Raw genomic sequence first — 14,781 nt, forward strand, 5'->3', positions numbered from 1 at the left:
TATTACCCACCCAAGATGCTCTTCAACATGTTGACGCACATGTCATAAGGCACAGACTCTTTCATGCGCTGCTGCAAGTATTCGTCCAGTTTTGGCTTGAGGGTGAATGCGCCATCAATAGCAGGATCAGTCCCCGGTTTATAAGCGCCAATCGACACCAAATCTTGGTTCTTGCGGCAAATCGACAACACCTGACGCACCGCTTTCGACATCAACACGTGCTCTTCTGTGGTGATTTGCGGCATAACACGGCTCACAGATTTCTCGACATCTATGGCTGGGTAGTGACCTGCATCCGCCATTTCACGAGACAAGACAATGTGACCATCAAGGATCGCACGTGATGCATCGGCGATCGGATCTTGCAGATCGTCACCTTCGGTCAGAACGGTAAAGAACGCAGTGATCGAACCTTGATCATCGCCACCGTTACCCGCTCGCTCTACCAACGCTGGCAGTTTAGCAAATACCGAAGGCGGGTAACCTTTGGTAGCAGGCGGCTCACCCACAGACAATGCAATTTCACGCTGTGCTTGAGCAAAACGCGTCAAAGAGTCCATCAGTAGAAGAACATCTAGTCCTTGGTCACGGAAGTATTCGGCAATCGTCAGTGCCGTTTGACAGCCCTTCAAGCGCATTAAAGGTGAAGCATCGGCAGGGGCAGCTACCACCACAGAACGGCGGCGTCCGTCTTCACCCAAAATTTCTTCGATGAATTCTTTTACTTCGCGTCCACGTTCACCAATCAGACCAACGACAACAACTTGCGCCGTCGTGCCTCGCGTCATCATGCCAAGAGTGACCGATTTACCCACACCAGAACCGGCAAACAGACCGATACGTTGACCTTTACCTACCGTCAGCAAGCCGTTGATGGCTTTTAAGCCCACATCAAGTGGCTCAGAAATGGGCTTACGCGCTAGTGGGTTAATTGGCTCAGCATTGAACGAAGCACGGTGATCGGTATAAAGCGGGCCAAGGCCATCCAGTGGATTACCCACACCGTCAATCACACGCCCAAGTAGCTCCATACCAACGGGCAAACCCGCTTCACTGGTTAACGGCGTCACTTTCGCGCCGGGTAAGATGCCTGTGATTTGCTCACTCGGCATCAAGAAAAGGTTATCACCAGAAAAACCCACCACTTCCGCTTCCATATGACCGGACATGGTTTCGACCAAACACAAACTGCCAATCGGAGCACGACAGCCTGTCGCTTCCAAGGTTAAGCCAACAACACGTACAAGCTTGCCTGAAGCAACCGGACGCGTAGTTAAGCCTTCAACTTTGTAGTTTTTTAAACGGTCGGCCAAGGCTTGCATGGACTACTCGCCCCCTTGATGACGATTTGCGCCACAGAAGCTGTTCAATACGCTTTTTATGCGTTCTTCCATGCGGTAATTGATGCTCGATTCACCAGCAGCAATTTGTACATCACCACGGTTCAATGAAGGCTCCGCCACCAAAGTCCAATTACGGCAATCAAGCTCTTCTTCGCCGTACGCAGAGCGAATGATCGCCACATCGTCGGGGTTCAAGTGCAAGGTAATTGGATGACCAGAAATAGGCAGCGCTTCTACAGACTGCTTCACCGTATCGAGAATAATTTGAGGATTGGTTTGCACTTCCACATGCACAACTTCTTTGACTAGGCACAGCACCATGTCCACCAACTGCTTTTCAACCTGAGCGTTCATCAGCTCCAAAGGTTGAGCGAACTGGTTGGCCAAGTTCATAAAGGTTTCCACCTGCTGCTGAATGTACTCTTGCCCAGCGGTGACACCTTCCGCTTTTCCGAGTTCGAGACCTTCTGCATGACCGGCTTGAATACCTTCTTCTTTGCCTTTGTCGTAACCTTGCTTGAAGCCCGCTTCTTGACCTTGATACAGACCTTCTTGATAAGCGCCTTGCTTGATCAACTCAATCTGTTCTTCTGTCAGCTCAAGAACTTGCTCTTCTTCTGGTTCGTCAAAGTTTGGTACCCAACCTGGATCGTAGTTAAACGCAGTTTGCTTGGCTTGCTTTGCTTTCGGCTCACCGTAATCAGGCAACCCCCAGCGCTGCGGTTCGATCATCGCATCGTCTTCATCAGGACGGATAAATCCACGTTTTCTATCGCCAGCCATGCTTAACCTACAATCTGTCTATGTTGAAATTGATTTTGAAAATAAAGTGCTTTGAAAAAGTGCATTACTACAGAAGTGCGCTCCTCCCGCCTAAACAGGAGGAACAAGAAAGGATTATAAGAACTCGTCTGCGCCGCCAGACAGCATGATTTCGCCAGCGTCTGCCATACGACGAGCAATCGCCAAGATTTCTTTCTGCGCCGCTTCTACGTCTGCTACGCGAACCGGAGGCATTGCTTCGATATCGTCGCGCATCATCTCAGCGGCACGTTTAGACATGTTCTTGAACACTTTCTCACGTAGAGAATCGTCGGCACCTTTAAGTGCTCTTTGCAGAACGTCTTGCGGAACGTCACGCAGCAATTTCTGAATACCTTGGTCGTCCACTTCCACCAAGTTCTCGAATACGAACATAAGATCTTGGATTTGTGTAGCCATGTCTTCGTCTTGGTCGCGAATTTGCTCCATCAAGATACCTTCGACGTTGTTGTCTAGGTAGTTCATGATTTCTGCTGCTGCCTTCAGGCCGCCAATCTTCGCCGCTTGTGCACCCGCTTGACCCGCGAACTGCTTCTCCATGATTTCGTTCAGCTCTGCCAGTGCTGATGGCTGAACTTCTTCTAGGTTGGCAATACGCATCATCAGATCCAGACGCACACGCTCTGGGAACTGAGAAAGGATTTCTGCCGATTGGTCCGCTTCCAAGTACGAAAGTACGATGGTTTGGATTTGCGGGTGTTCGTTGACAATGATGCTTGCCACTTGGCGAGGATCCATCCACTTAAGTGAATCCAGACCTTTCGAGCCAGTACCCAATAGGATTTGGTCAACCAAGTTGTTTGCTTTGTCCTCACCCAGAGCAGCCACCAGCGCATTACGCATAAAGTCTTCGCTGCCCATACCGATGTTGGTGTATTTCTGGATGTCTTCTAGAAACGCGCGATGCACACCAGACACTTTGTCTTGGCTTAGGTCTTTCGCTCGCGCCATTGCGCTACCCACACGCTGAACCTGTTTTGGTTCTAGGTGACGGATGATGCCAGCCGCGTCGTTTTCGTTCAGGCTCAGCAGCAAAATCGCCGCTTTCTCTTCGCCTGTCATGCTAGAGACATCAAACTCCGCTGGCAAACCTGCGCCGTTTTCATCTTGAGGTACGATATCGTTAGCCATTTTCGTTCATCCAGTTTTTCACAACTTGAGCAGCAAGCTCTGGTTCGTTTGCCACCAGAGCACGTACTGCTTTGAGTACATCTTCATCTTTGTGAAGGTTAGGCAGATCAATGCTTGAACCAAACTCAAACAGTTCACCGCTTTCGATGTCGCTACCAATCAGGCTGGTTTCGCCATCCGCACCAATTGGCAAGCCATCTGGTCCGTACATTTCGTCTTCGTCGCCACTTGCTGGGTTGAGCAATTTCTTCATTGCTGGGCGAACCAGAACCAAGATAACCACGATGATCACTAGCGCACTTGCAAACCAACGAACCCAATCGTTGAAGTTTGGATGTTCCCAAATTGGTGGATCAACCATTTGCTCAAGCTCTGGCTCAGCAAACTTCACACTCAGTACATTAAGCAAGTCACCGCGATTCTCATCAAAGCCGACGGTACCGATCAGCACCTGGCGAATCGCGTTGATTTCAGATTCTGAAAGCGGCGTGTACGTCACCTCACCCGTATCTGGGTTTACGGTGCGACGGTCTTTGATCGCTACCGAAACGGTCTGACGAGCCAACGTGCCGGTTTGCTTGCGTTCATGACTGATGGTGGTGTCGAGTTCAAAGTTGCGCGTCGATTCTTTACGTACTGAGCCTTGACCAGTCAATGTGCCGTCTTTCATCTGCGCCACATCTTGAGGAATAGACGCATCCGCTGGCGGTTGGTTACTCAATGCACCTGGAATGCCCGCAACCATGTTGCCGTTGTTGTAATCTTCCAGCGCATATTCACTGCGCGTAGACGGCGTATTCGGATCGAAGTTTTTACGAGTTTGCTCGACGGTGCTGAAATCCATCTGGATATCTACCTGAGCGGTGTAGTTACCAAAACCTAGAATGGGCAGAAGTACTGAATCAATCTTTTCGCGCAGCGCTTGCTCTTGGCTGCGTTCTAGCTCTTGCTCTTTACGACGCGCAGCAGATGCTGGGTCTTGGGAACCTGAGCTCAGTAGACGACCGTGCTGATCGGTTACCGTAATACGAGAAGTCTTCATTCCCGGAACAGCACTCGCCACCATATCAACGATGGAATCCACTTCTTGTTGTTTTAGGTTTGCGCCTGTAGAGAGCGTCAAAAATACCGAAGCAGACGCTTCTTGGTTATGACGAACAAACACACTGTGTTTTGGTAGAGCGAGAAGAACACGCGCTTTACGCACCTGCTTCATCTCTTCGATGGCTTGCGCAAGTTGGCGTTCACGGCTGAGTTTCAAACGCTCTTGTTCCAAGCGCTGTGATACACCAAAGCCCATGTCTTGCAGCAGAATGTCATCGCCCGCCGCTGTTGCTTGGTTGACACCTGCACGCACCATGCCTAGCTTAATCGAGTTGTAATCGCTCGATTCAACCGAAATGGTATTGCCATCTAGCTTGTAATTGATTTTTTGCTGGTCGAGATAATCCAGCACTGGGATCAGTTCTTCCGTTTCGTATGCACCAAGTGGGCGCATTTCCGGCTCTTTCACCCAGAAGAACAGCATCACGATCAACGCAACACAGATAGAGATAGACAGCACTAATACGACCTGACGAAGTAAATCGAGGTCGCCCACTGCCATATCGAATTTTGACGCACTGCGCTCTTCAAGATCTGGGTTTTGGCTTTCCACATCCAGATCTGAGCCAGCAATCAGTGCACCATCAGCGCCGCCATCAGTGACGGTTAAATCTGTAGACTTTTCTGCCACACTTATTACCTAAATTACACTGGCATGTTCATGAGATCCTTGTAGGACTCAACGAGCTTATTACGGATTTGAACAGTGGCGTCGAAGGCAACACTGGACTTGTTACGAGCAATCATAACGTCAGAAAGGGAAACATCGGCATCACCACGGTCGAAGCGCGTTTGCAGATCGCCCGATGCTTTTTGAAGTGAGTTTACGTTATTGATGGCTTTTGTTAGGAGATCGCCAAAATCTGCCCCAACTTTCGCACCCGTTGCGGTAGGCGCGGTGTTGGTCGCTTCTACCATCATGGCGCGCATTTCTGCTTGAATACCATCAACTTTCATTGTCACCTCTAAGCCAAAAGTTTGACTATTAACTAAAACTGATTATTGACACAGCAATTAATGTGCCATAAGACAATAGTGCCGTAGTGTACCCACACTTTTGTCCTATGGCTATTGATGTGGAGACTAAGCCGGAATATCGATACCAGCGTCACGCATTTTGGCGAGTTTGTAGCGCAAAGTACGTGGACTGATGCCCAATTTCTCTGCCATTTCTTTACGGCGACCGTTACACTCGATTAAGGTTTCCAAAATGATCGCGTATTCTTGATCGCGCAGTTCACCACCGAGACCTTCGCCACCAGCGGCAACACGGTTGATTGATTCAACTTGCGCGACAGGCTTAACGTCGGGCACCAAGACCTCAGCGTTTTGAACCACAGATTGCAGGCTGCTCGCATCTTGCCAATCTACACCTTCCAGCAAAATGTGTTCTGCATCAATGTCACCGTTTTCGCTCAAAATCAGAGCACGTTGAACCACGTTATCCAGCTCACGAACGTTACCCGGCCAAGGGTATTGAAGCAGCTTATCTAACGCGACTTGAGAGAACTTCGGCACAGGCATGCCCATCTTGCTGCAATGACGTTCTGCTAAGTGCTGAGCCAATGGCGAGATGTCACCTTTACGTTCACACAGTGCAGGCCATGAGATTGGGAAAACATTCAAGCGGTAGTACAAATCTTCACGGAAGTTGCCTTCCGACACATACTGCTTAAGGTCACGGTTACTGGTTGCCAATACACGTACATCCAGTTTGATGCTCTTTCGACTGCCCAAACGCTCCACTTCACGCTCTTGAAGAACGCGCAGCAGTTTCGCTTGTAGGTTTAGGTCCATCTCACTGATTTCATCCAGCAAAATAGTACCGCCTTGGGCTTGTTCGAATTTCCCCGGACACGCTTGTACCGCGCCAGTAAATGCACCTTTCTCGTAACCAAATAGTGTCGCTTCCAGCATGTTGTCTGGAATCGCTGCACAGTTGATCGCAACAAAAGGACCGTCTTTACGGTTTGAAGCGTTGTGAATGTAGCGAGACATGACTTCTTTGCCCGAGCCGCTTGGGCCCAAGATCATCACGTTAGCATCGGTGCGCGCCACTTTCTCAGCCAAAGCCAATAGACGCAGACTCTTCTCGTCTGCTACGACTGCATCACCATTGTCATCACTTTTGATTGGTGCGTAACGACTCACCATGTTGAGCAAAACTTCTGGTGCAAATGGCTTCGCCATGTAATCAATCGCACCTTCTTTCATTGCCGACACAGCGTCTTCAATGTTTGCGTAAGCCGTCATAAGAAGAACTGGCATGTTTGGCCAATTCTGTTTGATATTACGTAGCAGAGCCAAACCGCCCATGCCTGCCATTTGCACGTCAGAAACCACAATGTCTACCGCGTTCGACTTCAGCTTAACCAACGCGTCTTCCGCACAATCGGCTTCTAACCATTCGTACCCTGCCAGAGCCAGAGTATCCACTAGGGCTTCACGAAGACCTTCATCGTCTTCTACGATCAGCACTTTGCTTTGCGCCATTATGATTCTCCAGTAATTGTTATCGACAAAAGCCGCTTACTGCGCTTCTGCTTGCACTCGCTCTAGCGGAATGCACATGGTAAAGCAGGCTCCATCACCCTGCTCTGAAATAAGTTCCAATCGGCCGTCATGGGCACGGCAAACCATTTGAACCACAGCGAGCCCTAACCCGGTTCCTTGAGAACGCGTGGTGAAGAATGGCTCCATAATTTTTGCTTGCAGTTCTTTTGGTACACCCGGACCGCTGTCTTGCACAGAAATGCGCAATTCACCGTTCACAGGGCGGAAAAAGACATCTATCTGCGATTCCTTTCCTGACATCTGAATCGCGTTCATCACTAAGTTACTCAGTGCTGAAGCAATGGCGTTAGCGTTGCCTAACAGCTCAGTGTGTTCTTCTTCCACTTCTAGGAAGTAGTCAATGTTGTTGTTCTTCAGCGCGGTTTCCACCATTGGCTGATATTCAGCAACTAACTGAGAAATATTAAAAGGCTTAATGACTTTATTATCACCACCTTTAGCAAAAAGCAGCATATCATTAACCTGCTTTTCCAAATCGTGCAGTCGATCCATTAATTTGCTTTGAAATCTATCTTTTGTCGCCGGAGGGAGATTTGGCGATGCTAAATTAGATGCATACAACATGGCGCTCGATAATGGTGTTCTGACTTGGTGTGCTAAAGACGCCACCATACGGCCTAACGATGACAAACGTTGTAAGTCACTCACGCGAGATTGCAGTAAACGCGTTTCCGTTAGATCGGTGATCAAAATGAGTTGGCCAGTCGCCGATGCCGAGATCGCTAAACGAACTTTACGACCATTACGCAGTGAGACTTCATGACCATCATCTTCGCGCGGATCAAACACCGCTTGGATGATGTTGAACCATTTCTCGTCGACCAGTGGAATTTCAAGAATGCGGTGCGCCTCTGGGTTGGCTTCACGCACCACACCGTGGGTATCTAGTAAGATCACACCAGCGGGCATCACGTCCAAAACCTGCTTATAACGCTCTACTTGATTCTCTACTGAGTCTAAATGGGATTGGTTGGTGTTATTGTCCATTCACTGCCTGTCGAAATATCGCCATTTAAATACTAAAACAGCTTGGTAAGCAATTAGCATACCAAGCTGTTTTCTATATTTATCATAGCGTTATGTCATCGACAAGAAGTTGACACTAAGAAATGTGCGGTTTTATTGTCAGAAAAGATAACAACCTGCCTGAGATTCAACCGCTTTAACGCCAGGATGACCCTAGCGTTGAAGGTTGTACTTACGCATTTTCTCAACCAGTGTTGTGCGTCGCATCCCTAGCATATCTGCAGCTCTTGCTACCACACCACCTTGTGCTTCAAGCGCTTGGCTGATCATGTTGACTTCCATATCCGCAAGCAGCTCTTTCAAGTTCACCCCTTCTGGTGGCAATCCTTGAGGTGCATTCATGTTGTGGTCCAGATCGTTCTGCTCATCAAAGCTGAAGTTCTCAGAGAAGATATCTTGGAAAACATCGCGTTCTTGCTCTTCCACTGAGGTAAATGGGTTACCTTCTGGTTGGAATTCTGGGATATCACTATAACGGTATTTAGTTGGTAAGTGATTCACGTCCACCAAGCTATTCGGGTACAGGATCACCATACGCTCAACAAGGTTAGCAAGCTCGCGGACGTTACCCGGCCAGTTATGCTCCATCAATGAATTGATGGCACGAGGCGTAAAGCAGATTGGCTGTCCACCTTCCGCTTCAAGGCGAGTCATCAGCTCTTGTAGCAACAATGGGATATCTTGCTTACGCGCTTTTAGCGCTGGCATTTCAATTGGGAAGACATTCAAACGGTAGAAAAGATCTTCACGGAATGTGCCGTCGTCGATCATTCCTTCTAGGTTTCGGTGTGTTGCTGCTACCACTCGAACATTCACCTTGATCGTCGTATTACCACCAACACGCTCGAAGCAACGCTCTTGCAGTACACGCAATAACTTCACTTGCATCGACATCGGCATATCGCCAATTTCATCAAGGAAGATGGTGCCACCCTCAGCCAATTCAAAACGGCCTTTACGCGCTGTTAAAGCACCAGTAAATGCACCTTTTTCGTGACCAAACAGTTCACTTTCTAGTAGCTCTGGGGGAATGGCGCCACAGTTGATAGGCACAAACGGACCATTGCGGTAAGCAGAATGGTAATGAATGTTTCGTGCTACCACTTCTTTACCTGTACCAGATTCACCCAAGATAAGTACGTTTGCTTCAGTACCTGATACTTGTTCGATCAAATGACGAACTTCTTGAATGCCTCGGCTTTGGCCTACAAGGCTACGGAAAAGGGTGTTTTTGCGTGCGCTTGCTACCACGTTTACGCCTTTACGACCAAGGAAGTCTTTGCAGTGACGTAACGCTTCGCTAAGTTGCGGGTAGTTGAGCGGTTGCTCTAATTCACCGACAAAGTTTGGCAAATCATCAACGGGCAATGGGAAAGAGCCCATGACGAGAAGTGGGATATGGTACGCTTCGTTGAGGTGAGCCATCACCGCCGTCGCAGAATGACCCGCAGAGATGTTACCGACAATGCAGCCTGACCAAACGGCTGACCAGTCAACATCGCCTAGCTGATCAGAACTGACCGCTTCGCAACTTTCTCCAACAAATTCCAATATATTGCTTATATTCAAACGACTTGGTGCATCGTCATCGATTACAAGCAGCTTTGCCAAACCTTGCATAAGTAAGAATGATTGCCTTTATTATGGGGTTGTTGCGGCCAGACCTTGATTTGCGCAATTGAGTGTTAGAAAGGGGGGACCACTCTCAATTAGCGATAGACAAAATAGGAAAATCAGCAACAAAAAAAAGCCATTAGGGCCACTAATGACTTCTATTTTATTTGAATAAAAAAATAAGGCAACCAAGCAATAAAGAGGTGTGAGCTCTATTGTAACTTTATCTAACTCATTTCTATGCAATTTGGCACAATACCCTACTCATTAAGTAAGGTATTGTTTTATCGATTAAATGCCGACTTCCGCTGCCGTTAGGTTGTGGAACTCAGTAGGAATCTGGTCCCAAGCCGATTTGATTTCGCGAATAATATCAATAACATCATCAATTGGTTGAGGATCATTCTGGTGGTTCGCAGCCGAGATCTGAGTGATCATAAATTCGTAAAGTGAATCTAAGTTTGAAGCAATGTCACCACCGTCTTCCATAGATAGACAACTACGCAGTGCGATGATGATGTCCAACGCCTTACCCAAGCGTTCACCTTTTGCAGGAATGTTGCCTGCTTGCATTGCTGCTTTACCTTGGATCAGACGCTCAATTGCACCTGCCATTAGCATTTGAATGACTTTGTGCGGAGACGCCGCACTCAGCTGGCTGTCGACTGATACCTTTTTGTATGCTTGCAAAGAACCGCGCATAGTATTCCTCTTTTATATAAATTTTTTGTACTGCTGAAGCGAACGTTGACCATAACGGAACTTGTGAAGCTCTTTACCGACGTTAGTGGTTTCGTTTTGCATCAGCTCAACAATACTTTTGGTACGAGTGAGCAAGTCTTGCCACTCTGCTTCCTGCTTCACCAATGGATTGTTCTCAACAATGGACAGCAGGTTTTGCAATAACCGTTCCCTGATATCGACCAAGTGAAGGATTTCTTCAGTATTAAAGTCGACTTTTTCCAGCTCTTGCGTAATTAGTTGATCAATATCACTAATTTCTATGAGTGCATCTTTCATCTATTGGCCCAACGCGTTCATCAGCGCCCCTAGTTGGCCCTGCATCTTACCCGTTGCATCTTGCATCGCGGCGAACTTAGCGTGAGTACGCTTCTCTAAACTGTCCATGCGGCGATCTAATGCCGCTTGGTCGTCTCCAAGGCGGTAGTTTTGTTCAGTTAGGCTCTTCTCTCGCGTACGGATGCTACCCGTAAAACCGGTAATGCCTTGAATTGCGTCTTCAACGCGTTTCGCGAAACCTGTGTTACCGCCAAAGAACTTCTCCAACTCGTTAAAGTTGTTGTTCAATTGGCGATCCAACATGTCATAGTTGATTTCTAACGTACCTTGACGTGTGGTGGTGATACCGAACTCAGTCAAGGATTTCAGATCTTCCGGTGCTTTCTCTATCGAGGTTGAAAAGACCGATTTCAAACGTGCATCAGCGTTACGTACCGTACTGTCACCCGCTAACGGTCCTTTCTGACCTGTCGTCGGGTCAACACTGGCAAGTGCTTTAGAGGTTTGATAGAACGAGTTGTACGCGGAAACGAAGTTTTCAATATCTGACCGTACACTCTGGCGATCATACTCAACGCCAATCTCAGCCGGGGGTTTACCCAGTTCCGATTTGCCCTTCAGCGTTAGGTTTACACCTTCAATGGCGTCTTCAATCACGTTGTTGTGGCTCGACAGTTGTGCAACGCCATCAAGCATCACTTGCGAATCCTGACCAGCTTGCACTTCAGTCATGCCTGAATAAACTTCAAAGGCTTTTTGCGCTTCTGCGATCTTAGCCTCTGCAACGTCGATTTTCTCAAGACGCTCACGCTCTTCTGGCTCTAGTTTAGCGCGATGGATTTGCTTCGCTTGTTCTTCCGTCAGTTCACCACGAGCCACCTTTTGGTCAAGCTCTTGCTTTTCATCGGCAATCTTTTGCTCAATTTCCGCTTTCTCTTGTTCGAGCTGTTGTTTAGCTTCTTTGGTTGTGACGTAAGAGTCAGTCAGCGTACCTGAGGCTGCATTGTTCCAGCCCGGAACGTCTGGTGCTTTCGCGATGGCTTCTTCATCCAGCTCTAATTCTGGCGGACGGTAAGAATCGAGAAGTGTGCCTGAAGCGGTTTCTGTCCAACCGGGGATGCTGTCTTGCGGACGCATACCCGCTCGTTTATTGGCAGCATCAATTGCTTCTTGCCCTGCCTTCGCCGCAGCGGCACCAGCTGCAGAGATCGGTTCGTCCGTTGCGCCATCTTGCGCATTCTCTGCCGCTTTTTGTTCTTCAGGAGGTATAGGATTGCCGTCTGCATCCACCTGTTCAGGTTGGTCTGCATCGGTGTTTGACTCTGGTTCTTTAAGGGGGCCAAGTACGGCTTCTGCCGCTTCACGAGCTTCTTCAAGCGCGTTCACTCGGTCTTCCAGAGTTTTGTATTCGAAATGTTTCAGAGGGTTGCCAGCTTCGGCATCCACAGTGACTTTGATTTGATGGTCCTTGCCCGAAAGGTTCGAAGCAAGGATCAAACGCGGCCCTTCTACGTCGTTAATAACGGAAGCACGTACGCCAGGGTTATCCTTAGCGCCGTTAATTCCACGAACGACATCAACTAGCTTAGAGCTAGAACGGACATTAACGTCGAAGGTGTCATCACCAAGAGAAATCTGCAGCTTACCAGCGTCAAACTTGACGTCTTCTGGCAAAACGTCAGAAGCCACTTTATGACTCTGTGCAAGCTGCAACACATCGATAGCATACTTACCGGCTATAGCGTCTGTTGTTGCGGTCGCAGATACGACTGCGTCGTCCGTTGTCTCTACAGAACGAACGGCAAACGCCTTCTCCTGACGAAAGTTCGTCATGAGATTCTTCATCGTATCCAACGATTCTCTGAGTCGCCCATAGGCACTGATGCTGGCGTCAATTGTCGCGCGCTCGTTGTCGATGCGTTGCTGCTTTGGCACACGCTCGGCATCTACAATTTTGCTGACCATGGAATTGATATCCATGCCGCCAGACATCCCCAAAGGGCCTAAACTCATCAAATCACCTCAAAAACGACTTACACCTTTTCAACTAACAAACCGCGGTTAGCTGTGTGCTCAGCTAGGCGACGCAATACCACGAGCATTTCTTCATCAGGGATCTGACGAATTACATCACCGGTTGTGGCTTCGTAAATCGTCACAACGTCTCGGCCCGATTCTTCATCGACTCGAAACGCTACCCCTTTATTCATGGCGCTCACAAATTCATTCATTTGCTCGACCATTTTTTCGCGTTCTTCTTTGTTCAGCTCTTGGCGAGATTCCGCCATTTCAATCACAGCTTGAACAGAGAGTTCGCGTTCGGCATCGTTCGGTTTTTCAACGGGAACGGTGCCGCTAGAACTTGCTGTGCTAGGCGTGCCTATGCCATTTTCTTTAGCAACTTTTGTGCCACTCGGTGTGCCGTAAGGCTGGATGTTCGACGTGTAGGAGGATATTTCCATTACAATCTCCCTTCCACCTTATGAGCTAACGATTAGGTCTATCGCGTTGGTGATGGTATCACTAGGCTGAGTCGACCCAATTAGCCCAACAAGCTTAGCGCTGCAGATGGTGACTGCTTCGCTTGTGCCAGGATTGAAGTACTTGCTTGTTGAAGGATTTGCGACTTAGTCATTGCTGTCGTTTCCTTCGCATAGTCAGTATCTTTAATACGGCTGTTAGACGCGTTAACGTTCTCGTTAATGTTGTCTAGGTTGCTGATAGCGTGGTTGAAACGGTTTTGGAATGCACCAAGAGACGCACGTTGGCTGTCTACTGATTTTAGTGCGCCGTCAATGATCGCTACTGCTTCTTGAGAGCCTGCAACTGTGGTTACGTCGATGTCTTTAACCGTTACGTCTTTTGCATCGCCGAAGCCAATTTCACCCGCTAGGTTGCCAGAGAACTCTACATCGCCTGTTACTTTTTGAGTAGCAGCGAATACTTGTAGCTTGCCATCTTCACCAACAGATGCTTTTACATCTTCGCTTTGACCGTTGATGTAAGTTGCTAGCTGCTCGATATCATCGCCTTGTTTCGCGTTGATAGTCAGCTCTTTCTCTTCACCTTGCTTGTTGGTATAAGTCATCTTAAGTTCAGTGTTATCACCGACTGCCCAAGATGCATCTTTGCCATCTTCTGCTGAGTAGCTCTTACCGCCCATTGCAGAAGTATCAGAACGTAGGTTACCCATAGAAAGCATTACTGCTTCACCAGAGTCCGCACCGATTTGGAAAGATTGAGTACCGTAAGTACCGTTAAGAAGCTTGTTACCACCAAATGAAGTTGTTTCAGCGATACGGTTTAGTTCGTCGTTAAGTGCTGTTACTTCTTCTTGAATCGCTACACGCTCAGAACGCGAGTTTGAACCGTTCGCAGATTGCAGCGATAGGTCACGCATACGTTGTAGGATGTTGGTAGATTCATTCATTGCACCTTCAGCAACCTGTGCAATAGAAATACCGTCGTTCGCGTTTTTCACAGCCATGTCTAGACCACGGCTCTGTGCGTTCAAACGGTTAGAAATCTGTAGACCGGCAGCATCATCTTTCGCGCTATTGATTTTATAACCCGAAGACAAACGCTCCATTGATTTTTGTTGACCTTCAGCCGCTTGGTTTAGGTAACGCTGTGCGGTCATCGCAGAAACGTTAGTATTAACGTTAATCGCCATAGTTGATCTCCTTAAGGCTTTAGTTGATGTACCGTCGTGTCTCTCACCTCACTTAGGTACATCTCATTTCTCTCAGTCCCTTTAACGGCGGCCTATAAATATCCTTTAGGAGAAATTTTCAATTTTTTGCGATTAATTTCTTTAGCTTACTGAAGTGTGATGCATCTCTAATATTGTAACTAGAAGTAACTCAAGCTTGTCCAAACCTCAAAAACAGACATAAAAAAACCCAGCCGAAGCTGGGTTTACTCGCTCATCTCTCACCACGAGCCAATGGGGTTCTCGCCTTAGGTTATCAATTAACCTAGTAGGCTTAGCGCTGAGTTTGGCGCTTGTTTCGCTTGCGCCAGGATAGAGCTTGACGCTTGCGACAGAATTTGTGACTTAGTCATTTGAGTCGTTTCTTTCGCGAAGTCAGTATCTTTGATACGGCTCTTCGACGCGTTCACGTTCTCGTTGATGTTATCCAAGTTG

General features: G+C 48.0%; 14 protein-coding genes. All 14 read right to left on the bottom strand.

The features are described from left to right. Positions 1-2: 2 nt before the first annotated feature. Positions 3-1,322 carry a flagellar protein export ATPase FliI gene (fliI, locus tag KIO97_RS21995; protein ID WP_005433019.1) on the bottom strand — a complete coding sequence of 440 codons (1,320 nt, stop codon included), beginning with the start codon at positions 1,320-1,322 and terminating at the stop codon, positions 3-5. 3 nt (positions 1,323-1,325) lie between these two features. Further along, positions 1,326-2,126 (bottom strand): flagellar assembly protein FliH, encoded by an 801-nt coding sequence (fliH, locus tag KIO97_RS22000; protein ID WP_005433065.1) that lies wholly within the window; start codon positions 2,124-2,126, stop codon positions 1,326-1,328. Between the two features lie 114 nt (positions 2,127-2,240). Then, positions 2,241-3,296, bottom strand: a complete 1,056-nt coding sequence (fliG, locus tag KIO97_RS22005) for a flagellar motor switch protein FliG (protein ID WP_005433061.1) — start codon at positions 3,294-3,296, stop codon at positions 2,241-2,243. Beyond that, entirely contained in the window at positions 3,289-5,031 is a 1,743-nt protein-coding gene (gene fliF, locus KIO97_RS22010; protein ID WP_005433066.1) for a flagellar basal-body MS-ring/collar protein FliF, read from the bottom strand. Before fliF ends, fliG begins: the two co-directional genes overlap by 8 nt. Before the next feature lie 14 nt (positions 5,032-5,045). Beyond that, positions 5,046-5,357 (bottom strand): flagellar hook-basal body complex protein FliE, encoded by a 312-nt coding sequence (fliE, locus tag KIO97_RS22015; RefSeq protein WP_012128639.1) that lies wholly within the window; start codon positions 5,355-5,357, stop codon positions 5,046-5,048. 126 nt (positions 5,358-5,483) lie between these two features. Next, positions 5,484-6,893: a sigma-54 dependent transcriptional regulator gene (locus tag KIO97_RS22020; RefSeq protein ID WP_285383951.1), complete on the bottom strand. Its 1,410-nt coding sequence runs from the start codon at positions 6,891-6,893 to the stop codon at positions 5,484-5,486. Positions 6,894-6,929: 36 nt separating this feature from the next. Next, a complete protein-coding gene (locus tag KIO97_RS22025; protein WP_285383952.1) occupies positions 6,930-7,961 on the bottom strand; it encodes a PAS domain-containing sensor histidine kinase in 1,032 nt (343 codons plus the stop codon). 192 nt (positions 7,962-8,153) lie between these two features. Further along, positions 8,154-9,620 carry a sigma-54 dependent transcriptional regulator gene (locus tag KIO97_RS22030; protein ID WP_005433062.1) on the bottom strand — a complete coding sequence of 489 codons (1,467 nt, stop codon included), beginning with the start codon at positions 9,618-9,620 and terminating at the stop codon, positions 8,154-8,156. 285 nt (positions 9,621-9,905) lie between these two features. After that, the gene (gene fliS, locus KIO97_RS22035; RefSeq protein WP_005433081.1) at positions 9,906-10,316 is read right to left on the bottom strand and encodes a flagellar export chaperone FliS; all 411 of its coding nucleotides are present in this window, start codon (positions 10,314-10,316) and stop codon (positions 9,906-9,908) included. Between the two features lie 12 nt (positions 10,317-10,328). Beyond that, positions 10,329-10,634: a flagellar protein FliT gene (locus KIO97_RS22040; RefSeq protein ID WP_005531053.1), complete on the bottom strand. Its 306-nt coding sequence runs from the start codon at positions 10,632-10,634 to the stop codon at positions 10,329-10,331. Continuing rightward, positions 10,635-12,647, bottom strand: coding sequence for a flagellar filament capping protein FliD (gene fliD, locus KIO97_RS22045; RefSeq protein WP_285383953.1), 2,013 nt, complete (start codon positions 12,645-12,647; stop codon positions 10,635-10,637). It abuts the gene before it with no gap. A 20-nt stretch (positions 12,648-12,667) separates the two neighbouring features. Further along, on the bottom strand, positions 12,668-13,096 hold the full coding sequence (gene flaG, locus KIO97_RS22050) for a flagellar protein FlaG (protein ID WP_285383954.1): 429 nt from the start codon (positions 13,094-13,096) through the stop codon (positions 12,668-12,670). Positions 13,097-13,176: 80 nt separating this feature from the next. Further along, positions 13,177-14,307 carry a flagellin gene (locus KIO97_RS22055; RefSeq protein WP_005531042.1) on the bottom strand — a complete coding sequence of 377 codons (1,131 nt, stop codon included), beginning with the start codon at positions 14,305-14,307 and terminating at the stop codon, positions 13,177-13,179. A gap of 299 nt (positions 14,308-14,606) precedes the next feature. Beyond that, positions 14,607-14,781: flagellin (locus KIO97_RS22060; RefSeq protein WP_285383955.1), on the bottom strand; the 175-nt coding region annotated here is incomplete at its 5' end.

Source organism: Vibrio sp. B181a (genome assembly GCF_030248375.1).
Lineage (GTDB): Bacteria > Pseudomonadota > Gammaproteobacteria > Enterobacterales > Vibrionaceae > Vibrio > Vibrio campbellii.

What these genes read in the sequence shown, in the direction of transcription:
- flaG (WP_285383954.1), bottom strand. Translation starts at nt 13,096, where the DNA reads ATGGAAATATCCTCCTACACGTCGAACATCCAGCCTTACGGCACACCG.
- KIO97_RS22020 (WP_285383951.1), bottom strand. Translation starts at nt 6,893, where the DNA reads ATGGCGCAAAGCAAAGTGCTGATCGTAGAAGACGATGAAGGTCTTCGT.
- fliE (WP_012128639.1), bottom strand. Translation starts at nt 5,357, where the DNA reads ATGAAAGTTGATGGTATTCAAGCAGAAATGCGCGCCATGATGGTAGAA.
- KIO97_RS22025 (WP_285383952.1), bottom strand. Translation starts at nt 7,961, where the DNA reads ATGGACAATAACACCAACCAATCCCATTTAGACTCAGTAGAGAATCAA.
- fliH (WP_005433065.1), bottom strand. Translation starts at nt 2,126, where the DNA reads ATGGCTGGCGATAGAAAACGTGGATTTATCCGTCCTGATGAAGACGAT.
- KIO97_RS22040 (WP_005531053.1), bottom strand. Translation starts at nt 10,634, where the DNA reads ATGAAAGATGCACTCATAGAAATTAGTGATATTGATCAACTAATTACG.
- fliS (WP_005433081.1), bottom strand. Translation starts at nt 10,316, where the DNA reads ATGCGCGGTTCTTTGCAAGCATACAAAAAGGTATCAGTCGACAGCCAG.
- fliD (WP_285383953.1), bottom strand. Translation starts at nt 12,647, where the DNA reads ATGAGTTTAGGCCCTTTGGGGATGTCTGGCGGCATGGATATCAATTCC.
- KIO97_RS22055 (WP_005531042.1), bottom strand. Translation starts at nt 14,307, where the DNA reads ATGGCGATTAACGTTAATACTAACGTTTCTGCGATGACCGCACAGCGT.
- KIO97_RS22030 (WP_005433062.1), bottom strand. Translation starts at nt 9,620, where the DNA reads ATGCAAGGTTTGGCAAAGCTGCTTGTAATCGATGACGATGCACCAAGT.
- fliI (WP_005433019.1), bottom strand. Translation starts at nt 1,322, where the DNA reads ATGCAAGCCTTGGCCGACCGTTTAAAAAACTACAAAGTTGAAGGCTTA.
- fliG (WP_005433061.1), bottom strand. Translation starts at nt 3,296, where the DNA reads ATGGCTAACGATATCGTACCTCAAGATGAAAACGGCGCAGGTTTGCCA.